This window comes from Streptomyces sp. NPDC022552 (assembly GCF_055561875.1).
The window spans coordinates 113138-135993 of record NZ_JBVHGJ010000002.1 but is presented as its reverse complement, the minus strand read 5'-3'; the positions used below and the strand labels follow the sequence as shown (position 1 = coordinate 135993).

Sequence of the window (22856 nt, the reverse complement as noted above, 5' to 3'; positions counted from 1 at the left end):
CCCACGGCCGAAGTGGCACGCGGGGCGCGCGGCACGGGTGGACCGGGGCCTGAACGACGAGCGCCGCCGTACCCCTCCGGAGGGGTACGGCGGCGCTCGTCGTTCAGGCCGGCCGGGCCAGGGGCAGCCCCTAGAACGGGTTGAACTCGTCGAACTCGCGCTGCGCGTCGTCCCGCTCCGCCTCGCGGTCGCGGCGGCGCTGCGCGGCCGGGCGCGGGGCCTCGAGGCGGTGGTCCTCGCCTCGGCGGCCGAGCATCTCCGCGCCGGCCATCATCGTCGGCTCCCAGTCGAAGACGACCGCGTTGTCCTCGGAGCCGATCGCGACGCCGTCGCCCGCGCGGGCGCCCGCCTTCATCAGGGCGTCCTCGACGCCCAGGCGGTTGAGGCGGTCGGCCAGGTAACCGACGGCCTCGTCGTTGTTGAAGTCGGTCTGGCGGACCCAGCGCTCCGGCTTCTCGCCGCGCACCCGGTAGACGTCCTCGGCCTCGTCGTACGTGACCGTGAAGCCCGCGTCATCGACCGCCTTCGGGCGGAGGACGATCCGCGTCGACTCCTCCTTCGGCTTGGCCGCACGCGCCTTGGCGACGATGTCGGCCAGCGCGAAGGACAGCTCCTTCAGACCCGTACGGGCCACGGCCGACGCCTCGAAGACCTGGTAGCCGCGCGCCTCCAGGTCCGGGCGGATCATGTCCGCCAGGTCCTGACCGTCCGGGATGTCGATCTTGTTGAGGACGACGATGCGCGGACGGTCCTCGAGACCGCCGTACTGCTTCAGCTCTTCCTCGATGATGTCGAGGTCGGTGACCGGGTCACGGTCGGACTCCAGCGTCGCCGTGTCCAGGACGTGCACGAGCACCGAGCAGCGCTCCACATGGCGCAGGAACTCAAGGCCCAGGCCGCGGCCCTGGCTGGCTCCCGGGATCAGACCCGGCACGTCGGCGATCGTGTAGACCGTCGAACCGGCCGTGACGACGCCCAGGTTCGGGACGAGCGTGGTGAAGGGGTAGTCCGCGATCTTCGGCTTGGCGGCCGACAGGACGGAGATCAGCGAGGACTTGCCGGCGCTCGGGTAGCCGACCAGCGCCACGTCGGCGACGGTCTTCAGCTCCAGGACGATGTCCCGCGCCTCACCCGGCTCGCCGAGGAGCGCGAAGCCGGGGGCCTTGCGGCGCGCGGAGGACAGCGCGGCGTTGCCGAGGCCGCCGCGGCCACCCTGGCCCGCGACGAAGGTGGTGCCCTGGCCGACCAGGTCGGCGAGGACGTTGCCCTGCTTGTCGAGGACGACGGTGCCGTCGGGCACGGTGAGGACGAGGTCCTGGCCGTCCTTGCCGGAGCGGTTGTCGCCGGCACCGGGCTGACCGTTGGTCGCCTTGCGGTGCGGCGAGTGGTGGTACTCGAGGAGCGTGGTGATCGCCTGGTCGACGACCAGGATCACATCGCCGCCACGGCCGCCGTTGCCGCCGTCGGGGCCGCCGAGCGGCTTGAACTTCTCCCGGTGTACGGAGGCGCAGCCGTGGCCTCCGTTACCCGCGGCGACATGCAGCTCGACGCGGTCCACGAAGGTGGTCATGGTTGTGCCTCCAATTACAAGGGGTACTACGGGGTGGAATGTCTATCTAGTAACACGCGAAAGGCGGACCCGCTTCCCTGCCGGGAAGTGAGGTCCGCCTCCGCAAAAGAACCGATCAGGCGACCGGAACGATGTTCACGACCTTGCGGCCACGGTGGGTGCCGAACTGCACCGAACCGGCCTGCAGGGCGAACAGCGTGTCGTCGCCGCCACGGCCGACGCCCGAGCCCGGGTGGAAGTGGGTGCCGCGCTGGCGGATCAGGATCTCACCGGCGCTGACGACCTGACCGCCGAAGCGCTTCACGCCGAGCCGCTGAGCATTGGAATCGCGACCGTTCCGGGTGGACGATGCGCCCTTCTTGTGTGCCATCTCTCCTCAGTCCCTTACTTCGCAGCCGCGGGGATGCCGGTGACCTTGATCGCCGTGTACTGCTGGCGGTGGCCCTGGCGACGGCGGTAACCGGTCTTGTTCTTGTAGCGAAGGATGTCGATCTTCGCGCCCTTGTGGTGGTCCACGACCTCGGCCGTGACCTTGATACCGGCCAGCACCCACGGGTCGCTGGTCACGGCGTCGCCGTCGACAACGAGCAGCGTAGAGAGCTCTACGGTGTCGCCAACCTTGGCAGTGGAAATCTTGTCAACCTCAACGATGTCGCCGACAGCAACCTTGTGCTGGCGACCACCGCTGCGCACGATGGCGTACACGCGGATCTCTCTCTCACTCGGGAACGGTCCCCTGATGCCAGCCGCTCACACGGGCCGGGGCCCGCGGTGATCCGGAAGTGGACGAGCGGCCTCTCCCGGAACCGGGAGGAGGGTGCTCAGGGGGGTGGCGCGTCATACGACACGCCGACGGTCAAGGTTACGGGCCGGTGCCTCAAGGGGTCAAATTCGGTGACTTCGACCTCTGGGGCGGTGTGGGCCGTCCCGGTACGGAACGGCCCACACCGGCCTTGTCAGTCCTGCGCGGGGGCTGCCGTCTTCTTGGCGGTGGCCTTCTTCGCAGTCGTCTTCTTCGCCGCGGTCTTCTTGGCCGTCGCCGTCTTCTTGGTGGCGGCCTTCTTCGCAGTGGCCTTCTTCGCCGTCTTTCGGGCGGCCGTCTTCTTGGCCGGGGCGGAACCCTCGGCCTCGGCCTCCACGACGGGCGCCTCGGCCGGAGCGGCGGCCGGGGACTCGACCACCACGACGGCGGCCTCCTCGGCACCCGCGGGCGAGCCGGCGGGAGCGGTCACCTTACGGACGACCCGGCGACGGGCACGCGGCGGGGCGGCCACGGGGGCCTCCTCGACGACAGGCGCGGGCGCCGGCTCGGGAGCGGACTCGGCCTCGACGACCGGCTCCGCGGCGACCACCGGCTCGACGACCGTCTCGATCACCGTCTCCGGCGAACCGGCCGGGGCCGTCGCCTTACGGGTGGCACGACGGCGGCCACGGGGGGCCGGGGCGGCCTCCTCGACGACCGGGGCGGCCTCGGCGACCGGGGCCTCGACGACGGGCTCGGGCTCGACGACGGGCTCGGGCTCCTCCACGACCACCGGGGCCGGGGCGGCGGCGACCGGCGGACCGGCCGGCGCGGACACCTTGCGGGTCGCGCGGCGGCGGCCACGACCGCGCGTGGCGGCGGCCTCGGCCTCGGCGGCGCTGCTGTACAGCTCCTCGTCGGCGCGGAAGGGCTCCTCCACGGCCACCGGGGCGGCGATCTCCGCGGCCACATCGGCCTCGGTCTCGACCGTCTCGGTCTCGGAGTCCGTCTCCACGACATCGACGTGCTCGTGCTCGTGGTGCTCGGCACCGCCACGGCCACGCTTCTTCGAACGCTTGCCGCTGCCGCCGCCACCGGGGGCGGTCGGCTGCTCCATGTGCACGATGACCCCACGGCCGTTGCAGTGGACGCAGGTCTCGGAGAAGGACTCGAGGAGACCCTGGCCGACCCGCTTACGGGTCATCTGGACCAGGCCCAGCGAGGTGACCTCGGCCACCTGGTGCTTGGTCCGGTCACGGCCCAGGCACTCCAGGAGGCGACGCAGCACCAGGTCGCGGTTGGACTCCAGGACCATGTCGATGAAGTCGATGACGACGATGCCGCCCAGGTCGCGCAGGCGCAGCTGGCGCACGATCTCCTCGGCCGCTTCGAGGTTGTTCCTCGTCACGGTCTCCTCGAGGTTGCCGCCCTGACCGGTGAACTTGCCGGTGTTGACGTCGACGACGATCATCGCCTCGGTCTTGTCGATCACCAGCGAGCCACCGCTCGGCAGCCAGACCTTGCGGTCCAGCGCCTTCATCAGCTGCTCGTCGATCCGGTACGTCGCGAAGACGTCGACCTCGCTCGTCCACTTGGACAGGCGGTCGGTCAGGTCCGGGGCGACGTGGTTCACGTACCCGTGGATGGTCTCCCAGGCGTCGTCGCCGCTGACGATGACCTTCGTGAAGTCCTCGTTGAAGATGTCGCGGACGACGCGGACGGTCATGTCCGGCTCACCGTAGAGAAGGGTCGGAGCGTTGCCGCTCTTCGCCTTCTTCTGGATGTCCTCCCACTGGGCCTGCAGACGCTCGACGTCACGGCGCAGCTCGTCCTCGCTCGCGCCCTCGGCGGCGGTGCGCACGATGACGCCCGCGTCCTCGGGAACGATCTTCTTGAGGATGGTCTTCAGCCGGGCGCGCTCGGTGTCCGGGAGCTTGCGGCTGATGCCGGTCATCGAGCCCTCGGGGACGTACACGAGGTAGCGGCCCGGCAGGGAGACCTGGCTGGTCAGACGCGCGCCCTTGTGGCCGATCGGGTCCTTCGTCACCTGGACGAGGACCGACTGGCCGGACTTGAGGGCGGTCTCGATGCGGCGCGGCCCGTTGGCCATGCCGAGCGCCTCGAAGTTGACCTCACCGGCGTACAGGACGGCGTTGCGGCCCTTGCCGATGTCGACGAACGCGGCCTCCATCGACGGCAGCACGTTCTGGACCTTGCCCAGGTAGACGTTGCCGACGTACGAGGTGGCCTGCTCCTTGTTGACGTAGTGCTCGACGAGCACGTTGTCTTCCAGGACGCCGATCTGGGTGCGCTCGCCGTTCTGGCGGACGACCATGACGCGCTCGACGGCCTCACGGCGGGCCAGGAACTCGGCCTCCGTGATGATCGGGACGCGACGGCGGCCCTGCTCGCGGCCCTCGCGGCGACGCTGCTTCTTCGCCTCCAGGCGGGTCGAGCCCTTGATGGACTGGACCTCGTCGGACGGCTCGGCCTTCTCACGGGCCGGACGGGGCTCACGGACCTTGACGACCGTACGGACGCCGTCCTCCTCGCCCGCCTCGGTCTCGCCGGACGCGTCACCGCTGCGACGGCGACGACGGCGACGGCGACGCGAGCTGCTGGAGCCGCCGGAGGACGCGCCGCCCTCGTACTCGTCGGACTCGCCCTCCTCCTCGGACTCCTCGTCCTCGGCGCGGGCCTCGTCCGACTCCTCGCTCTCCTCGGCCTCCTCGGCCTCGGCGAGCTCACCGCGGCGACGGCGACGGCCGCCACGGCGGCGACGGCGGGACGGACGGTCCCCGTACTCGTCGGACTCCTCGGACTCCGCCTCGGGCTCCTCGGCCTCGACCTCGGGCTCGTCGGCGACGGTGGCCGGCACCGGCTCGACGGCGACGGGCTCGGCGGGCTCGCCACGACGGCGACGACGGCGACGGCCGGCGGGCTCGGGACGCTCGGCCGGCTCGGCGACGGCGGCGGTCTCCTCGACCTCGACCGTCTCCTCCTCGTCCTCCTCCGGCTCCACTACGCCGGCGGCAGCGGCGGCGGCCGCCGTCTCCGGGGTCTGGAACATGGGCTCGGTGAAGACCGGGGCCTGGAAGACGGCGACGGCGGGGCGCGCGGCGCGGCGGCCGCGGGGCTCCTCCTCCGCCTTGGGGGCGGTGACCGGCTCGGCGGTGAACTGCGGCGAGGACGCGCGGCGGCGGGTACGACCGCGGGTGGCGGCCTTCTCGGCGGCGGCGACCTCCGGCTCGGCCTCGTCGGCGGCGATCTGCGCGACGGTCTCCTGCGGCAGGCTCTCGCCCCGGGCGGGGGTGACCTCGGGGCTGGTGGCCTTACGGGTCGCGCGGCGACGGGTGCGGGCCGGGGCGGGCTCCTCGGCAGGAGCCTCGGGGGCCGCGGGGGCCTCGACGACAGGCTCGGCGACGGTCTCGGTGACCGGCTCCGGCGTGGTGGCCTTACGGGTGGCACGGCGGCGCGTACGAGCGGGGGCGGCAGGCTCCTCGACGGGGGCCTCCTCCACGACGGCGGCGGCCTCGGCCGAAGCCTCGGCGACCGGCTCCGCGACCGGCTCGGGCGTGGTGGCCTTACGGGTCGCACGGCGACGGGTGCGCGCGGGGGCGGGCTCCTCCACGGGAGCCTCCTCCACGACGGCCGCGGCCTCGGGCGACTCGGGCGTCTCGACGACCGGCTCGGGGGCGGCGACCTTCCGCGTGGCGCGGCGGCGCGTACGGGCGGGAGCGGGCTCGGCGGCCGGCTCCGGGGTGGCGGGCGTCTCCACGACGACCTCGGCCACGGTGTCGGTGACCTCCGCCGCGACCGGCGGACCGGCGGGGCGGGAAGCCGCTCGGCGCCTGCGGCGCGGCGGCAGCTTGTCACCAGGTGCGTTGTTGTCGGTGTTCTCTTCGTGCTGTTCGAGCATGCGGGCGGTTCTCCCGTCACGCCCCCGGGCGCCGCGCCTTGTTCCGGTCCGGCGGCACGATCGCGCACAGTGCGCGGTGCCGCCGTCCGGGGCGCGGGCGCCGCACGGGAGCTGATGTCTGGCTCGCCGGTTCCGTACGCGTTCTGCGTACGGCCTGGCGAAAGTCTCCTGGTCAGTGCGCTGCCCGACCCAGGTGGCTCCCGAGTACCAGGGCTGCGCTACAACGACCGCTCCCTACGCGGAACCTGCACCCTGCGCCGTCGCTGAGGCGGTCGCGGCGGCCGTGGGTGGAGCGGCCGTGACTGCCTCGCGGTCGGGCGCGAGCGGGTCGGTCACCGTGCCGGACTCCTCGTCGAAGAGCCCCTGCGCCAGCCTGGTCACCGCTGCGGGGACCGGCGGCGCCAGGTCGGCCACAGCTCGGAGACCGGACAGGACGTCGTCGGGTCGTACGGCAGGTGTCACGTGCCGAACAACCAGCCGCAGTATCGCACAGGCATTGTCCAGGGGCCTATCAGCTGTGGAACGTGCCTGTGGAAGGTCCACGACGAGGTCGGCGACGGCCGAGCGGGCGTCGAAGGTGCGGATGCCGTTCTTGGTCTTGCGCTGCACTTCCACGGTGTCGGCCGCGAGGAAGGCCGCGACGGCCTTCTCCGCGTCCTCGACGGAGACGCCGTCGAGCCGCAGCTCCCACACGGAGGCGGTGAGCCGGTCGGCGAGTCCGGAGGTCCGGGCCTCGACGGCGTCGGTGATGTCGAGGCCGTCCGGGAGCGACTCGTCGAGCAGGAGCCGCAGAGTCTCCGGGTCCCGCTGCTCGGTGAGGGCGATCTCCAGGAACTCGGCCTCGGAGCCCGTACCCGTCGGGGCGGCGTTGGCGTACGACACCTTGGGGTGCGGGGTGAAGCCGGCCGAGTACGCCATGGGCACCTCGGCGCGGCGCAGGGCGCGCTCGAAAGCGCGCTGGAAGTCACGATGGCTGGTGAACCGGAGGCGGCCGCGCTTGGTGTAGCGCAGTCGGATGCGCTGCACCGCCGGTGCGGGCGGCGGGCCTTCGGGCTGTCGCTTGCCCAGTGGTTCTTCTCCTCGGTGCGGGGCGGGCGCGGTGGCGCGCCGCCCACGAAATGCGGGTGGCCTCTGGGGGGCCCGACCGGCTCACCCCCGCTTTCGCAGGGAGATCTCGGGTGCGGGCGCCGCGCCGGAGGCGGTTGTTGTACTACCCAGAGTACGCGCAGAGGCCACCACCGGTTCCACAGGCTCGGTCAATCGGGCTCCCCCGACCAACGCTCGCCACGCGTCCCTCCGCGCCTGCCGCACGGTCGCGCGCGCCGCGGCGAGGGCCTCCCGCGCGGCCCGCCCGGCCCCGACGGCCGCCCGCCTGGCCGGCGCCCAGACCTGATCACGGACCCAGTGCCCGACGGGGGCGCAGACGCTCCGGTAGAACCAGACGGTGGGGCGCCCGAGAAGATGCCAGGCGACCCACTTGAGGGCGCGCCCCACGGCCCGGGAGATGAAGCCGGCGACCCGCCAGCAGACGCGCAGCGCGTCGACGACCTCGCGCCCGACCGGGGTGAGGACGTGGCGGTACAGCCAGACGAGTGGGACGACGACCCCGTACCGCACGACGGGCACCACGAGGTGCCGCCACAACCCGACCCACGGCCACACGAAGACGGCCTTGCCGAGCAGGACCACACCGGCCCACACCCCGGCCCCCACCACGACGAGCCCCCGCCACAACCCTGCGAACACCCAGGCCAGACCGTGTCCGAGCGGGGTGAGGACATGGCGGTACAGCCAGACGAGTGGGAGCGCGATGCCGTAGCGGGCCGCCGGGACGACGACGTACCGCCACAGCCCGACGGCCAGGAACGCGACGCCGGCACCGAGCGGAGTGAGGATCCACCGGTACACCCATGCGGCGGGAACCCCGATGCCGTAGCGGGCGACCGGGACGATCACATACCGCCACAGCGCGACCCAGGGCCACACGAACAGCGCCTTGCCCAGCCAGGCGGCGGCGATACCGAGGCCCCGGCCCACCGTGGTGACCAGCCAGGTCAGCCCGTGTCCCAGCGGGGTCAGGACCTGCCGGTACAGCCACACCGCGGGAACCACGAGCACGTGGTGCACGACCGGTAGCACGACCTGACGCCACAGCCACACCCACGGCCACACGAACAGCGCCCTGCCCAGCCAGGCCAGCGCGCGGCCCGTCGGACGCAGGACCGTGCGGTCGAGGGCGCGGGCGCAGACGACCAGGACGTCCCACACCATCCGTACCGGAACGACGATCACCAGCACCACGATCCGCACCGGAATCCTGATGACCGCCGCCAGGCAGCCCTCCGGCTCGGCCGGCCTGGGCTGGGGCTTCTCCATGCTCATGCCGAACATGACGCGACGGCCCGGCGCAGGGTTTCCCCTGACGCCGGGCCGTCGCCGGAGTGTTACGCGGCTACTTGACGACCGTCAGCGGCAGCAGCTTCTGACCCGTCGGGCCGATCTGGATGTGCGTGTCCATCTGCGGGCACACGCCGCAGTCGAAGCACGGCGTCCAGCGGCAGTCCTCGACCTCGGTCTCGTCGAGGGCGTCCTGCCAGTCCTCCCAGAGCCAGTCCTTGTCGAGACCGGAGTCCAGGTGGTCCCAGGGCAGGACCTCCTCGTACGTGCGCTCGCGCGTCGTGTACCAGGCGACGTCGACGCCCATGTCGGGCAGCGTCCTGTCCGCGCACGCCATCCAGCGGTCGTACGAGAAGTGCTCGCGCCAGCCGTCGAAGCGGCCGCCGTCCTCGTACACCGCGCGGATGACGGCGCCGATCCGGCGGTCGCCGCGCGAGAGCAGGCCCTCGACGATGCCGGGCTTGCCGTCGTGGTAGCGGAAGCCGATCGAGCGGCCGTACTTCTTGTCGCCGCGGATCTTGTCCCGGAGCTTCTCCAGGCGGGCGTCCGTCTCCTCCGCCGACAGCTGCGGCGCCCACTGGAAGGGGGTGTGGGGCTTCGGGACGAAGCCGCCGATGGAGACCGTGCAGCGGATGTCGTTCTGGCCGGAGACCTTGCGGCCCTCGGCGATGACCTTGACCGCCATGTCGCCGATCTGGAGGACGTCCTCGTCCGTCTCGGTCGGCAGGCCGCACATGAAGTACAGCTTCACCTGGCGCCAGCCGTTGCCGTACGCCGTGGAGACGGTCCGGATCAGGTCCTCCTCCGAGACCATCTTGTTGATGACCTTGCGCATGCGCTCGGAGCCGCCCTCGGGGGCGAAGGTGAGGCCCGAACGGCGGCCGTTGCGGGTCAGCTCGTTCGCGAGGTCCACGTTGAAGGCGTCGACGCGGGTGGACGGCAGGGAGAGGCCGATCTTGTCCTCCTCGTACCGGTCCGCCAGGCCCTTCGCGATGTCACCGATCTCGGTGTGGTCCGCGGAGGAGAGGGAGAGGAGGCCGACCTCCTCGAAGCCCGTGGCCTTGAGACCCTTCTCGACCATCTCGCCGATGCCGGTGATGCTTCGCTCCCGCACGGGGCGCGTGATCATGCCGGCCTGGCAGAAACGGCAGCCGCGGGTGCAGCCGCGGAAGATCTCGACGGACATCCGCTCGTGGACCGTCTCGGCGAGCGGGACCAGCGGCTGCTTGGGGTAGGGCCACTCGTCGAGGTCCATGACGGTGTGCTTGGACACGCGCCACGGCACGCCGGAGCGGTTCGGGACGACGCGGGCGATCCGGCCGTCGGCCAGGTACTCGACGTCGTAGAAGCCCGGGATGTAGACCGAGCCGGTCTTGGCGAGCCGGAGGAGGACCTCCTCGCGGCCGCCGGGGCGGCCCTCCGCCTTCCACGCGCGGATGATCTCGGTCATGTCGAGGACGGCCTGCTCGCCGTCGCCGATGATCGCCGCGTCGATGAAGTCCGCGATCGGCTCGGGGTTGAACGCGGCGTGGCCGCCGGCGAGCACGATCGGGTGGTCGACGGTGCGGTCCTTCGACTCCAGCGGGATGCCCGCCAGGTCGAGGGCCGTGAGCATGTTGGTGTAGCCGAGCTCGGTGGAGAAGCTCAGGCCGAAGACGTCGAACGCGCCGACGGGACGGTGGCTGTCGACCGTGAACTGCGGCACACCGTGCTCACGCATCAGCTCTTCGAGGTCCGGCCACACGCTGTACGTGCGCTCGGCCAGGACGCCCTCGCGCTCGTTCAGCACCTCGTAGAGGATCATGACGCCCTGGTTGGGCAGACCCACCTCGTACGCGTCCGGGTACATGAGCGCCCAGCGGACGTCGGCGGACTCCCACGGCTTGACCGTGGAGTTCAGCTCTCCACCGACGTACTGAATCGGCTTCTGCACGTGCGGGAGCAGAGCTTCGAGCTGCGGGAAGACAGACTCGGCAGCAGACATCTCGAACCTTCGTGAGCTGGCAGGGGGCGACTCTCAAGCGTACCCGGTGCTCAGTGGGTCAGTGCCGCCCTCAGTTCCGGGGCCGACGCCTTGGCCCAGACCTCGGGGAACTCGCGCTCGCGATCCGCGCCGGCCGCCTCCTCCTGGCCGTGCAGGAGTCCCCAGGTGAAGGCGGACTCGCCGGCCGCGTGCGCCTGGATCGCGAGGTCGCGCAGGGTCTCGCGGGCGACGACGCTGTCCTGGTGGTCGCCGAGGAGACTCTGGACCGACTTCATCCGCTTGGCGAAGCGCTTGGCCGGTTTGCCGAGCGTGGGGCGGGCGGCGTCGGCGGCGTAGCGGGCGCGCTTGGCCGCCTTGCGGGCCGCGTGCATCGCGAGGTCGCGGTCGTGGCCCGGTGCGTCGGCGAGGGCGTGGTCGACGCGGCGGGCGAGACGGTCGTAGTCCTTGAGGACCGCGCGGGCGAGGACGGGCCCCGGGGCCTCGGCGGCGGCCTTGCGGAGGGGCGGGTCCGCGAGGAGTGCGTCGAGGCCGGCGAGGAGCGCGAGGTGGCGGTCGGAGTCGAGGGCGGCGAGGGCCTTGCGGCGGGCGTCGGCGCTGTCGGCCGCGTCCCAGAGCTGCAGGCGGGCCCGGACGGGGCCGAGGAGGAGGGTGTCGGGAACGGCGTCGACGCGGGTACGGAGGCGTGCGGCGAGGACCTCCTGGTCGCGGGCGTGGCCGAGCTCTCCGGCGAGCCACTTGAGCTCGTCGCCGATGGGGTCGGTGACGGTGCGGTCGAGGACCTTCCGGTAGGTCTTGCAGGCGCTGCGCAGGCGGCGGCAGGCGACCCGCATCTGGTGGACGGCGTCGGGGAGGTCGCGGCGGACGGCGGGGTCGAGGGCGATGATCGCCTCGACCTGCTCCCGTACGTAGGCGAGCACCCGGCCCCCTGCGGTGTCGTCGCCCGGCCGGTCGGTCCCGGGACGGTCGGACGTGGTTCCTTCGGCGTCGGATCCGCCGGCCTGAAGCCCGTCGGTTCCGTCGGCCTCGGGGTCCGTCGTCTCCTCCAGCGCCCGCGCCATTTTCGACGGCGCCGACGACGGGCGGATGCCCGCCTTCTTGAGGCGCTTCTCGACCGCGTCGAGGACCGCCGGGTCCACGTCGTCCGCGAGTTCGACCTCGATCTCCGTCCAGGACGCGTCCGGGCCCTTGGGGAGACGCTCGGCGTGGACCGTGTCCACCGAGACCTCCGCCAGCAGGGCGCCCGACTCGTCCATGAGGTGCTGGACCTTGCGGGAGGTGCGGAGGCGGACGACGGGGACGACGTCCTCGTGGCGGATGCGGGAGCGCAGGAGCCTCGCCAGGGATTTGGGGAGGGTGTCGGCGAGCGGGGCCCTGATCTCGTCGCGGATCCCGGACGAGACCGGGAATTTGAGGTGCCAGCCCTCGTCCTCGCCGCCGGTGCGGCGGCGCAGTGTCAGGGAGTCCGCGGCCAGCCGCAGGTCGGCCGTGTCGTAGTAGACGGCGTCGAGTTCGGCGACGCCCTGGTCCACGACCGACGCGACTCCGGCCGACCGCGTCAGGTCCGGGAGTCCCGTCGTCTCGGTGGCTTCGTACTTCCGCTCGATCTCACGCTTCGTCTCCGCCATGAATCGAATCTAGACGTGAAGTGAACGGAAGGGCAGACCGCCTTGGGCCCATGAGGTGACCGTGCGGTGACGGTACGGCCGTCCTGGCCGCTGCCGCGCGGCGGCCTATGCCGTCATCGGCCGCTGGACCCTGATCGACTGGAGCAGTCCGATCGCCACCCACACGGCGAACATCGACGAGCCTCCGTACGACACGAACGGCAGCGGCAGACCCGCCACCGGCATGATGCCGAGCGCCATGCCGATGTTCTCGAAGGACTGGAAGGCGAACCAGGCGATGATTCCGGCCGCGACGATCGTTCCGTAGAGCTCCGTGGTCTCCCGGGCGATGCGGCAGGCCCGCCAGAGGATCACGCCGATCAGCAGGATGATCAGTCCGCCGCCGAGAAAGCCGAGCTCCTCGCCGGCGACGCTGAAGATGAAGTCGGTCTGCTGTTCGGGCACGAACTGGCCGCTGGTCTGGTGGCCGTTGAAGAGCCCCGCGCCGTACAGCCCGCCGGAGCCGATCGCGATGCGCGCCTGGTTGGTGTTGTAGCCGACGCCCGCCGGGTCGAGCTCGGGGTTGGCGAAGGCGGCGAAGCGGTTGATCTGGTACTCGTCGAGGAGGCCGAGCGCGGTGACCGCGACCGCGCCCGCCACGCCGGTGCCGATGAGGCCGAGGACCCAGCGGTTGGAGGCGCCGGAGGCGAGGAGCACGCCGAGGACGATCACCGCCATGACCATCACCGAGCCGAGGTCCGGCATCAGCATGACGATCCCCATGGGGAGCGCGGCGAGAGCCAGGGCCTTGGCGACGGTCCGGTGGTCGGGGTGCACCTGGTCGCCGGCGTCGACCTTGGCGGCCAGCAGCACCGCCATGATCAGGATGATCGTGATCTTCACGAACTCGCTGGGCTGGAGCGAGAAGCCGCCGCCGATCACGATCCACGCGTGGGCGCCGTTGATGGTCGCGCCGAGCGGGGTGAGGACGGCGAGGATCAGCAGGATCGAGATGCCGTACAGGACCGGCACCGCGCCGCGCAGGGTGCGGTGGCCGAGCCAGATGGTGCCGATCATCAGGGCGAGCCCGATGCCGGTGTTCAGGGCGTGCCGGAAGAGGAAGTAGTACGGGTCGCCCTGGTTCAGCTCGGTACGGCCGCGGGTGGCGGACCAGACGAGCAGGGAGCCGAGGAACGACAGCGCGAGGCTGGAGAGGAGGATCGGCCAGTCCAGCCGGCGCATCAGCGAGTCGCGGGCGGTGAGCTTGGCGATCGGACCGCGTTCGGGGGCGTAGCGGGAGACGGAGAAGCCGTGGGGTGCGGTCATCGGTCAGTCTCCCGTCCTGCCGGGCTGCGGCCCCGCGAGTGGCTCTTGTCCGTCGCCCGTCCCGGAGGCGTCGACGAGCTGCGACTTGGGGTCGTACGGCTTGATGTCCGGCGCGTCGATGGAGCCGTCCGGCTGGACCTTCGGCAGAGCCTTCTGCGGCTGGGGCAGGAGGGCACGCTTGAGGTCCTGGTTGCCCGCGTCGTCGAGGCCGTAGAGGGCGTCGTAGATGTTGCGGACGGCGGGGCCGGAGGCGCCGGAGCCCGTACCACCCTGGGAGATCGTCATGACGATCGTGTAGTCGTCGGTGTACGTGGCGAACCAGGAGGTGGTCTGCTTGCCGTAGACCTGGGCGGTACCGGTCTTGGCGCGCATCGGGATCTTGTCCTGCGGCCAGCCGCCGAACCGCCAGGCGGCGGTGCCGCCGGGCTCGACGACGGAGCGCAGGCCCTTGTCGAGGTCCTTGATCGTCTGGGCGTCGACCGGCAGCCTGCCGTGGGCCTTGGGCTTGATCTCCTTGACCGACTTGCCGTCGGGGCTGATCACGGCCTTGCCGATGGTGGGGTCGTAGAGGGTGCCGCCGTTGCTGATCGCCGCGTAGGCGGTGGCCAGCTGGACGGGCGTGATGAGGACGTCGCCCTGACCGATGGAGAAGTTGATGCTGTCGTAGGCCTTCAGCTGGTTGCCCTCGAGGCAGCTCTCGTAGGCGATCTGCTCGACGTAGGTGCCCCCCTTCTTGCCCTGCTTGCACCAGGCGTCCTTGTTGGCCTCCCAGAACTTCTGCTTCCACTGACGGTCCGGGATACGGCCCTTGACCTCGTTCGGCACGTCGATGCCGGTCTCGGAGCCGAAGCCGAAGTCACGGGCGGTCCGGTAGAACCAGTCGTGGGCGTCCTTCTTCGGCTTGAGGCCGCCGTCGCGGTTCCACTCCTGGTGGCCGAGACGGTAGAAGACCGTGTTGCAGGAGTACTTGAGGGCGTCGCCGAGGGTGATGGGGCCGTGCCCCTGGGACTCGAAGTTCGCGAAGCTCCGGTTGCCCATGCTGTAGGAGCTGCTGCAGAGGTACTTGTCGTCGAAGTCGTAGCCGGCCCGTACGGCCGCGCTCGCCGACACCACCTTGAAGACGGAGCCGGCGGGCGCCTGCCCCTGGATGGCCCGGTTGAGCAGCGGGTAGTTGGAGTCCTTGCTGGTGAGCCGGGCGTAGTCCTTGCCGGAGATGCCGCCGACCCAGGCGTTGGGGTCGTAGTCGGGCTGGGACGCCATCGCGACGACGCGGCCGGTCCTGGACTCCATCACGACGACGGCACCCGCGTCGGCCTCGTACTTCCGGCCGGTGATCTTGTCGGTCTCGCCCCGGACCGCCTTCATCGCCTGGTGGAGTTCGTACTCGGCGACCGCCTGGACCCGGGCGTCGATGCTGGTGACGAGGGTGGAGCCGGGCACGCCCGGATCGGACTGGGTCTGGCCCATGACACGGCCGACCTTGTCGACCTCGTACGACGTGACGCCGGCCTTGCCGCGCAGCTCCTTGTCGTAGGTGCGTTCGATGCCGGAGCGGCCGATCTGGTCGGAGCGCAGATACGGCGAGTCGGTGTCCTTGGCCTTCTGGATCTCCTGGTCGGTGACCGGCGAGAGGTAGCCGAGCACCTGCGCGGTGCGGGCGTCGCCGGGCGCCGTGTAGCGGCGTACCGCGGCGAGTTCGGCGGTGATGCCGGGGAAGTCCTCGGTGCTCTCCCGGATCCGCAGCGCCTGCTGCGTGGTGGCCTCGTCGGTGATCGGGATCGGCTGATAGGGGGAACCGTTCCAGCAGGGCTGCGGGGTCTGGGAGTCGCAGAGCCGGACCTTGTCCATGACCTCCTTGGGCTCCATGCCCAGGACGCCCGCGAGGCGGGTGAGGACGCCCTTGCCGTCGTCCTTCATCTTCATCAGCTCGGTGCGGGACGCGGAGACCACGAGCCGGGTCTCGTTGTCGGCGAGCGGCACTCCCCGCGCGTCGAGGATCGAACCGCGGACGGCGGGCTGGACGACCCGCTGGACGTGGTTGCTCTTCGCCTGGTCGGTGTACTCCTTGCCGTTGCGGATCTGGAGGTACCAGAGGCGTCCGCCGAGAGTGAGCAGGAGGGAGAAGACGAGGATCTGGATGATGACGAGACGGATCTGGACCCTGGGGGTCCGTCCGGTCTCCGGGATGTTGCTCATGCTGCCGGTGCCCCCTCGGTCACAGTCGCTTGACTCCCTTGATGCGGCCGGCACGTGCCGCTCTCGTACGGGCGGCCTTGACGCGCAGGCCGCCGCGCTGGCTGCCGATCTGGAGGCCCGTGCCCGAGCTGAGCCAGCCGGAGGCGACGTCGGTCGCTCCCCCGGAGGTGTCGGCGAGCGGGTCGTTCTCGGCGCGCCGGGCCAGCGCCATGATCAGCGGCACGGTGAAGGGCGCGAGGAGGAGGTCGTAGATCGCCGCGGTGAACAGCAGGAAGCCGAGGCCGACATGGCGGGCGGCGGTGTCGCCGACGAGGGCGCCGACACCCGCGTACAGCAGGGTCGAGCCGAGCGCCGCGGCGACGACCACGGCCATCGGGCCGCTGGCGGACTTCAGCTTGCCGTTGTCGGGCCGGGCGAGTCCGGCGAGGTAGCCGATGACGCAGAGGACCAGGGCGTAGCGGCCGGCGGCGTGATCGGCGGGCGGGGCGAGGTCGGAGAGGAGTCCGGCCCCGAAGCCGATGAGGGAGCCGCTGACCGGCCCGTACACGAGTGCGAGGCCGAGGACGGTCAGCAGGACGAGGTCGGGCACCGCGCCGGGGAGCTGGAGGCGGGCGAGGACGGAGACCTGGATGACCAGAGCGACGACGACGAGGGTGCTGGAGAGCAGGATCCGGTTGAACTTCACGTCATTCCCCCTGCTGCTCGTTCTCGGGCTTCTGCCCCGACTGCTGTTCTCGTCCCGGCTGCTGCTGCCCCGGCTGCAGGTTCCCCGACTCCCCCTGCGGCTGCTCCCCCTCGGGCGGCGGCGGGGTGACCGTGACGGTGACGGTCGGGGCCGGCTTGGGCTTGGGCGGCAGGACCATGTCGCGGGGGTTGGTACGCGGGGCCTGGACGACGACGCCGACGATGTCGAGCTTGGAGAAGCCGACGTACGGGCGGACGTAGACGTTGCGGGTCAGGCCGCCGCCCAGCGGGTCGACGCGGACGATCTCGCCGACCGGCACGCCGGGCACGAAGGGCTTGTTCGCCTGCGAGCCGAAGGTGACGAGCCGGTCGCCGGGCTTCACCTTCGCCTTGCCGTTGAGGAGCTGGACGAGGAGCGGGCCGTTGCCCTGGCCGGTGGCGAAGCCGAGCTCGTCCGAGTTCTCCATCCGGGTGCCGACGGTGAAGTCGGGGTCGTTGGCGAGGAGCACGGTCGCGGTGGAGGGCCCGACGGTGGTCACGCGGCCGACGAGACCGGAGCCGTTCAGTACGGTCATGTCCCGCTCGATGCCGTCGTTGGCGCCGGCGTCGATGGTGACGGTCCAGGAGAAGCCCTGGGCCGCTCCTATGGCGATGACCTCGGCGCCCTTGATGCCGTACTGGCCGGCGCCGGCCGTCTTGAGCAGGGTGTCGAGCTCACGGAGGCGGCTGCGGTTGCGGTCGTCGCTGCCGAGCTTGGCCTTGAGGGCGGCGTTCTCGCGCTCCAGGGCGGCGATGCGGTCGTGCCGCTCGCCGGAGTCGCGTACCGCTCCTATGGCGTTGCCGACGGGGTCGACGGCTGCCGCGACCCCGTTCTCGACCGGGCCGAAGACCGCTGCGGCTGCCTGCCGGGCGCCGTCGACCGGTGACTCCTCGCCGCCGCGGATGTCCACCGTGATCAGTGCGAACGCGATGGCGATCAGCAGCACCAGGAGCAGCCGGCTCTCTCGTGTGTCCCTCACGTGCGGCGGCCGTGCCTTTCCTGTCGGTTCGGTTGTTCCGTGCGGATTGTGGCGTTATATCAACGATCCTCTGTACGGGGGGTCTTGCCACCCGTACAGAGGAATCGAGGCGAATGGGTGCGCACTTGTTACCGGCGCGGCTGGGCGTCCAGGACCTGCTGGAGGGCCTCGAACTCCTCGACGCACTTGCCGGACCCCAGCGCCACGGAGTCCAGCGGATCCTCGGCGATGTGGATGGGCATCCCGGTCTCGCGGCGCAGCCGCTCGTCCAGGCCGCGCAGCAGCGCGCCGCCACCCGTGAGAACGATGCCGCGGTCCATCACGTCACCGGAGAGCTCGGGCGGGCACTTGTCGAGCGTCGTCTTCACGGCGTCGACGATCGCGTTGACCGGCTCCTCGATGGCCTTGCGGACCTCGGCGGCCGAGATGACCACGGTCTTGGGCAGACCGGAGACGAGGTCACGGCCGCGGATCTCGGTGTGCTCGTCCTTGTCGAGGTCGTAGGCCGAGCCGATGGTGATCTTGATCTGCTCGGCGGTGCGCTCACCGAGAAGGAGCGAGTACTCCTTCTTGATGTGCTGGATGATCGCGTTGTCGAGCTCGTCGCCGGCCACCCGGATCGACTGTGCTGTGACGATTCCGCCCAGTGAGATCACGGCGACCTCGGTGGTGCCGCCGCCGATGTCGACGACCATGTTGCCGGTGGCCTCGTGGACCGGGAGGCCCGAGCCGATGGCCGCGGCCATGGGCTCCTCGATGATGTGCACCTGGCGGGCGCCCGCCTGGGTCGAGGCCTCGATGACGGCGCGGCGCTCCACTCCGGTGATGCCGGAGGGCACGCAGACGACGACGCGGGGGCGGGCCAGGTAGCGGCGCTTGTGGATCTTGAGGATGAAGTAGCGGAGCATCCGCTCCGTGATCTCGAAGTCGGCGATCACACCGTCCTTCAGGGGCCGCACGGCCACGATGTTGCCGGGCGTGCGCCCGATCATCTTCTTGGCCTCGGCGCCGACCGCCAGGATGCCGCCGGTGTTGGTGTTGATCGCGACGACGGACGGCTCGTTCAGAACGATGCCTCGACCCCTGACGTACACCAGCGTGTTGGCGGTCCCGAGGTCGACAGCCATGTCACGGCCGATGAACGACATTGAGTTCCCCTTGTTTCCCATGAGGATGCGTCGGGCCTTCCCAATCGGAGCGTTGACGGCTTCTCAGGTAGGCGAGGTGGTGGGTGTTCGAGTGCTGCGGCGTGGAGTTTTCCATCGTAGTGCCGCCCACGCGGATACCGCGCGGTGGATCCACCTCTGTACAGGTGACGACAGGACGCAGCGATGCGTTCCCGATTGCTTCGTTCATATGCCCAGGGGCGACCGAAATTCCTTCGGTCGCCCCAGGTCTTTGCGGAGGATGGCTGACACCGGGTCAGAACGGGCCGAACCGGTCAGCCCCGGATCACGCCAGGCCGGGGAAGAAAATCTTCATCTCCCGAATGGCGGACTCCTCGGAGTCCGAGGCGTGGATCAGGTTCTCGCGGACGATGGTGCCGAAGTCGCCACGGATGGAGCCGGGGGCGGCGGCGATCGGGTCGGTCGGGCCGGCGAGGGTCCGCAGACCCTCGATGACGCGCTCGCCCTCGACGACCAGGGCGACGACGGGGCCGGACTGCATGAAGCCCATCAGCGGCTCGTAGAAGGGCTTGCCCTTGTGCTCGCCGTAGTGCTGCTCCAGCGTCTCCTGGCTCAGCTCGCGCAGTTCGAGCGCGGAGATGGTCCAGCCTGCCTTGCGCTCGATACGGCCGATGATCTCGCCGATCAGGCCACGGCGGACGGCGTCGGGCTTGAGCAGGACGAGCGTGCGCTGGCTCACGGTGGAGACTCCTTCAAATCCGGTGTGCGGGGTTCAGAGGCTACAGGGCCGACCCGCCCGCCGATTACGCAGCGTCAGGCCCTCCCCAGCCCGCGGGGCGACCGGCCCACGGAGTGACCGGCGGCTCGGGCCGGGGTGCGGCCCACGGCCGGGGCGCGGCTCGGGCCGGAGTGCGGCCCCGGGCTACGGCCCTCGGCCGGGCCGGGGTGCGGCTCGGGGCGCGCTAGGGCGATGGCCTGGCCCGGCGGGCCGCCACCGCGGCTCGGGGCGCGCGCCTCCGGCCGCGACGGCGGCTTCGGGCGGAGCTCAGCTCGCCTCTGGTTCGGGCTGGTTCTCCGCCTGGGCGGCCCAGCGGGCCTTCACCTCGTCGATCTTGGCACCGTAGTGGCACGAGGCCCACCACAGGGCCGCGAACGTCGCGCCGAGGAAGAACATCACCGGCACGACGAAACCGCTCGCGATCAGGGCGATCTGCAGCGCCCATCCGAGCTGGACGCCGCCCGGGCGGGTGATCATCCCGCACAGCAGGACCGACAGCAGCATCGCGGCGCCGCAGACCCACCACACCGTGGCCGTGGACAGGCTGTCGTCCTTCATGGCGACGAGCCCGGCGAAGCCGATCACGAAGAACTCGCCGATCAACGTCGACGCACAGAGCGTACGCATCCGAGTCAGCGCCTTCCGAGCAGCAGCCGGGCGTCCCCGACCGTGAAGATCGAACCGGTCACGAGCACACCCGCGCCGGCGTACTCGCCCTCTTCCTCCGCGAGCGTGATGGCGGCCTCGATGGCGTCGTCCAGACGCGGCTCGACGACCACCCGGTCCTCGCCGAAGACCTCCACGGCGACCGCCGCGAGGGCGTCCACGTCCGTCGCACGCGGACTGGAGTTCGCCGTGATCACGACCTCCGCGAAGATCGGCTCGAACGCTTCGAGCAGACCCCTGGCGTCCTTGTCGGAGCTGGTGGAGACCACGCCGATGAGCCGGGAGAAGCCGAACGACTCGCTGACGCCGTCGGCGGTGGCCCGCGCGCCGTGCGGGTTGTGCGCCGCGTCCAGGACGACCGTCGGGGACTTGCGGACGACCTCCAGACGGCCCGGGGAGGAGACCGAGGCGAAGGCGCGCCGGACGGTGTCGATGTCCAGGGTGCGGGCGTGCTCCGCGCCGATCCCGAAGAACGCCTCGACCGCCGCCAGGGCGACCGCCGCGTTGTGCGCCTGGTGCGCGCCGTACAGCGGCAGGAAGACCTCTTCGTACTCGCCGCCGAGTCCGCGCAGGGTCAGCAGCTGGCCGCCGACCGCGACCTCGCGGGAGGCGACGCCGAACTCCATGCCCTCGCGGGCCACGGTCGCGTCGACCTCGACGGCCTTCTTCAGCATCACCTGCGCCGCGTCCACCGGCTGCTGGGCCAGGATGACCGTCGCGCCCTGCTTGATGATCCCGGACTTCTCGCCCGCGATCTCACCGGGCGTCCCGCCCAGCCGGTCGGTGTGGTCCAGGTCGATCGGGGTGACGACGGCGACCTGGGCGTCGATCACGTTCGTGGCGTCCCAGGTGCCGCCCATGCCGACCTCGACGACCGCCACGTCCACCGGGGCGTCCGCGAAGGCCGCGTACGCCATTCCGGTGAGGACCTCGAAGAAGGAGAGCCGGAACTCCTCGCGGGAGTCGACCAGCTCGACGTACGGCTTGACGTCCTGGTACGTCTCGATGAACCGCTCGGCGGAGATCGGGGCGCCGTCGAGGCTGATGCGCTCGGTGATGGTCTGCACGTGCGGCGAGGTGTACCGGCCGGTGCGGAGGTCGAAGGCGGCGAGAAGCGCCTCGATCAGCCGCGCCGTGGACGTCTTGCCGTTCGTGCCGGTGATGTGGATCGAGGGGTACGCGCGCTGGGGTTCGCCGAGGACGTCCATCAGTGCCGCGATACGCGTCACCGAGGGCTCCAGCTTGGTCTCGCCCCAGCGGGACGACAGCTCGGTCTCGACCTCGCGCAGCGCCCTGTCCACCTCCGGGTCGGCGGGCCGGGCGGGCACGGGGTCGCCCTGGGGCGGACCGGCCTGCGCGCGCAGCGTGCGGCTGCCTGCCTCGATCACCGCCAGGTCGGGGTCTCGGTCGGTCTCGGCGGCGACGATGTCGTCGAACTGGTCGGACTGCTCGGATTCGTCGAACTGGTCGCGGGGCTCACTCACGGGCCCAGTCTACGGAGGGGTACCGACAGGACCGTGGACCCACCCCTTTCGGGACTTTCGCCCCACCGCCCGCCCCACCTCCGCCGTACCGGCGGGACCGATGGGACGATCACGGAACGGGGCCGGGCAGCGGCGGATCCACGCGCGGTGGCGGCTCCACGCGCGCGTGGCCGCGCCGCGGCCATGCCGGGGCGAAGCCCGTCGGGAGCAGGGCCGTCACGGCGTACGTGGTGCCGTACGTGCCCGCGGTGAGCGTGCCGCCCATGCTCGTGACGCGCTCCTCCATGGAGAACAGTCCTGTGCCGGTCGAGACGGGCGCGGGGTCGGGCGGGGACTCGGGAACGGCGTTGCGCACGTCGATGCGCAGGTCACGCCCCGTCACCGCGATCGTCACCGTCACCGGCAGGCCCGGCGCGTGCTTGGCCGCGTTCGTCAGGCACTCCTGGACCACCCGGTGGACGGCCGTCTGCCGCAGCGGGGAGAGCGCCTTGGCCTCCTCGGCGACCGTGAGCTCGACCGGGCTGCCCATGCGCTCGCTCTCGTCCGCGAGCGCGGCGAGCCCGTCGAGGCCGGGGGTCGCCGCTCCGTGGTCCGCCCGGCGCACGACAGTCTCGTTCAGCATGTGGTGGGCCCGCCGCGCGGTGTCCGCGAGCTCCTCGAAGTCCTTCACGTGCGCCTCGCCCCGGGCCCGTACGGCGAGCACCTCGGCGCGCACGGCGAGCACGGTCAGCTCACGCCCCACCAGATCGTGGACGTCCCGGCCGACCGAGATCCGCTCCTCCTGCACCGCCTGCCGTGCCGCGGCCTCGGCGCGCTGGGACTCCAGGGCGCGCACCAGGTCCTGCCGGTACGCGGCGATGCCGACGCCGGCGGCGAGCACGCCGATGGGGACGACGAGGCTGAGGAAGTCGCTGAGCGTCTCGCCGTGCCGGGCGGGCCAGCCGGGCGTGTGGAAGAGCGCGTACGCCACGGCCACGTAGAGCACCGTGGCGACGACGGCGACCCTACGGCCCCGGAACCGGCCCAGCGAGTACAGCGCGAACTGAATCATCGTCAGCTCGTGCAGCCAGCCCATCAGCGCGAGCGCCACGAGGTACGGGATCCAGGGCAGCCGGCGCCGCAGCACCAGCGTGGCCGCGCCGGACGCGAGGACCAGGGTCGCGGTGACCCCGGTCAGCGAGTTGTCGGCGCGTGCGAGGCCGGGCACGTCCAGGACCATCAGGGCGAAGGCGCTGACGGCGGCGATGACGTCGAGGGCGGGCGGTGTGACGGCCCACCGGTCCACGCGGCGGCGCAGCGCGGGGAAGGTGGGGAGTCGGGACATGCCTTCCATCATCCAAGGTCCTTCGGCCCCAAGGAG

General features: G+C 71.3%; 17 protein-coding genes. All 17 read right to left on the bottom strand.

Going from position 1 to position 22856, the window contains the following annotated elements; translation table 11 throughout:
• Positions 1–130: 130 nt before the first annotated feature.
• A complete protein-coding gene (gene obgE / locus ACZ3OF_RS05480) occupies positions 131–1570 on the bottom strand; it encodes a GTPase ObgE (RefSeq protein ID WP_361678570.1) in 1440 nt (479 codons plus the stop codon).
• 115 nt (positions 1571–1685) lie between these two features.
• A complete protein-coding gene (gene rpmA / locus ACZ3OF_RS05475; protein ID WP_073914109.1) occupies positions 1686–1940 on the bottom strand; it encodes a 50S ribosomal protein L27 in 255 nt (84 codons plus the stop codon).
• A gap of 14 nt (positions 1941–1954) precedes the next feature.
• A complete protein-coding gene (gene rplU / locus ACZ3OF_RS05470) occupies positions 1955–2275 on the bottom strand; it encodes a 50S ribosomal protein L21 (protein WP_015033583.1) in 321 nt (106 codons plus the stop codon).
• Positions 2276–2526: 251 nt separating this feature from the next.
• Complete coding sequence (locus ACZ3OF_RS05465; RefSeq protein ID WP_467302986.1) at positions 2527–6231, bottom strand: Rne/Rng family ribonuclease; 3705 nt, start codon at positions 6229–6231, stop codon at positions 2527–2529.
• 234 nt (positions 6232–6465) lie between these two features.
• Positions 6466–7257, bottom strand: a complete 792-nt coding sequence (locus ACZ3OF_RS05460; protein WP_361678564.1) for a TIGR03936 family radical SAM-associated protein — start codon at positions 7255–7257, stop codon at positions 6466–6468.
• Positions 7258–7380: 123 nt separating this feature from the next.
• The gene (locus tag ACZ3OF_RS05455) at positions 7381–8613 is read right to left on the bottom strand and encodes a hypothetical protein (RefSeq protein ID WP_467302984.1); all 1233 of its coding nucleotides are present in this window, start codon (positions 8611–8613) and stop codon (positions 7381–7383) included.
• Positions 8614–8683: 70 nt separating this feature from the next.
• Positions 8684–10612 carry a TIGR03960 family B12-binding radical SAM protein gene (locus ACZ3OF_RS05450; RefSeq protein WP_467302982.1) on the bottom strand — a complete coding sequence of 643 codons (1929 nt, stop codon included), beginning with the start codon at positions 10610–10612 and terminating at the stop codon, positions 8684–8686.
• Positions 10613–10662: 50 nt separating this feature from the next.
• The gene (locus tag ACZ3OF_RS05445) at positions 10663–12237 is read right to left on the bottom strand and encodes a CYTH and CHAD domain-containing protein (protein WP_467302980.1); all 1575 of its coding nucleotides are present in this window, start codon (positions 12235–12237) and stop codon (positions 10663–10665) included.
• Positions 12238–12342: 105 nt separating this feature from the next.
• Entirely contained in the window at positions 12343–13542 is a 1200-nt protein-coding gene (gene rodA / locus ACZ3OF_RS05440; protein WP_361678552.1) for a rod shape-determining protein RodA, read from the bottom strand.
• Positions 13543–13545: 3 nt separating this feature from the next.
• Positions 13546–15738, bottom strand: coding sequence for a penicillin-binding protein 2 (gene mrdA, locus ACZ3OF_RS05435; protein WP_361678549.1), 2193 nt, complete (start codon positions 15736–15738; stop codon positions 13546–13548).
• Between the two features lie 19 nt (positions 15739–15757).
• A complete protein-coding gene (mreD, locus tag ACZ3OF_RS05430; RefSeq protein WP_361678546.1) occupies positions 15758–16423 on the bottom strand; it encodes a rod shape-determining protein MreD in 666 nt (221 codons plus the stop codon).
• Between the two features lies 1 nt (position 16424).
• The gene (gene mreC, locus ACZ3OF_RS05425) at positions 16425–17441 is read right to left on the bottom strand and encodes a rod shape-determining protein MreC (protein ID WP_361678543.1); all 1017 of its coding nucleotides are present in this window, start codon (positions 17439–17441) and stop codon (positions 16425–16427) included.
• 128 nt (positions 17442–17569) lie between these two features.
• The gene (locus ACZ3OF_RS05420) at positions 17570–18589 is read right to left on the bottom strand and encodes a rod shape-determining protein (RefSeq protein ID WP_017239313.1); all 1020 of its coding nucleotides are present in this window, start codon (positions 18587–18589) and stop codon (positions 17570–17572) included.
• A 304-nt stretch (positions 18590–18893) separates the two neighbouring features.
• Positions 18894–19307, bottom strand: a complete 414-nt coding sequence (gene ndk, locus ACZ3OF_RS05415) for a nucleoside-diphosphate kinase (RefSeq protein ID WP_352187845.1) — start codon at positions 19305–19307, stop codon at positions 18894–18896.
• 306 nt (positions 19308–19613) lie between these two features.
• Positions 19614–19973 carry a DUF4233 domain-containing protein gene (locus ACZ3OF_RS05410; protein ID WP_467302975.1) on the bottom strand — a complete coding sequence of 120 codons (360 nt, stop codon included), beginning with the start codon at positions 19971–19973 and terminating at the stop codon, positions 19614–19616.
• 5 nt (positions 19974–19978) lie between these two features.
• Positions 19979–21496 carry a bifunctional tetrahydrofolate synthase/dihydrofolate synthase gene (gene folC, locus ACZ3OF_RS05405; RefSeq protein ID WP_361678537.1) on the bottom strand — a complete coding sequence of 506 codons (1518 nt, stop codon included), beginning with the start codon at positions 21494–21496 and terminating at the stop codon, positions 19979–19981.
• A gap of 109 nt (positions 21497–21605) precedes the next feature.
• Positions 21606–22820 carry a sensor histidine kinase gene (locus tag ACZ3OF_RS05400; protein WP_467302973.1) on the bottom strand — a complete coding sequence of 405 codons (1215 nt, stop codon included), beginning with the start codon at positions 22818–22820 and terminating at the stop codon, positions 21606–21608.
• Positions 22821–22856 lie beyond the last annotated feature (36 nt).

What these genes read in the sequence shown, in the direction of transcription:
- ACZ3OF_RS05455 (WP_467302984.1), bottom strand. Translation starts at nt 8,613, where the DNA reads ATGAGCATGGAGAAGCCCCAGCCCAGGCCGGCCGAGCCGGAGGGCTGC.
- ACZ3OF_RS05445 (WP_467302980.1), bottom strand. Translation starts at nt 12,237, where the DNA reads ATGGCGGAGACGAAGCGTGAGATCGAGCGGAAGTACGAAGCCACCGAG.
- ACZ3OF_RS05420 (WP_017239313.1), bottom strand. Translation starts at nt 18,589, where the DNA reads ATGTCGTTCATCGGCCGTGACATGGCTGTCGACCTCGGGACCGCCAAC.
- ACZ3OF_RS05410 (WP_467302975.1), bottom strand. Translation starts at nt 19,973, where the DNA reads ATGCGTACGCTCTGTGCGTCGACGTTGATCGGCGAGTTCTTCGTGATC.
- ACZ3OF_RS05400 (WP_467302973.1), bottom strand. Translation starts at nt 22,820, where the DNA reads ATGTCCCGACTCCCCACCTTCCCCGCGCTGCGCCGCCGCGTGGACCGG.
- obgE (WP_361678570.1), bottom strand. Translation starts at nt 1,570, where the DNA reads ATGACCACCTTCGTGGACCGCGTCGAGCTGCATGTCGCCGCGGGTAAC.
- ACZ3OF_RS05450 (WP_467302982.1), bottom strand. Translation starts at nt 10,612, where the DNA reads ATGTCTGCTGCCGAGTCTGTCTTCCCGCAGCTCGAAGCTCTGCTCCCG.
- rpmA (WP_073914109.1), bottom strand. Translation starts at nt 1,940, where the DNA reads ATGGCACACAAGAAGGGCGCATCGTCCACCCGGAACGGTCGCGATTCC.
- mrdA (WP_361678549.1), bottom strand. Translation starts at nt 15,738, where the DNA reads ATGAGCAACATCCCGGAGACCGGACGGACCCCCAGGGTCCAGATCCGT.
- rodA (WP_361678552.1), bottom strand. Translation starts at nt 13,542, where the DNA reads ATGACCGCACCCCACGGCTTCTCCGTCTCCCGCTACGCCCCCGAACGC.
- ACZ3OF_RS05465 (WP_467302986.1), bottom strand. Translation starts at nt 6,231, where the DNA reads ATGCTCGAACAGCACGAAGAGAACACCGACAACAACGCACCTGGTGAC.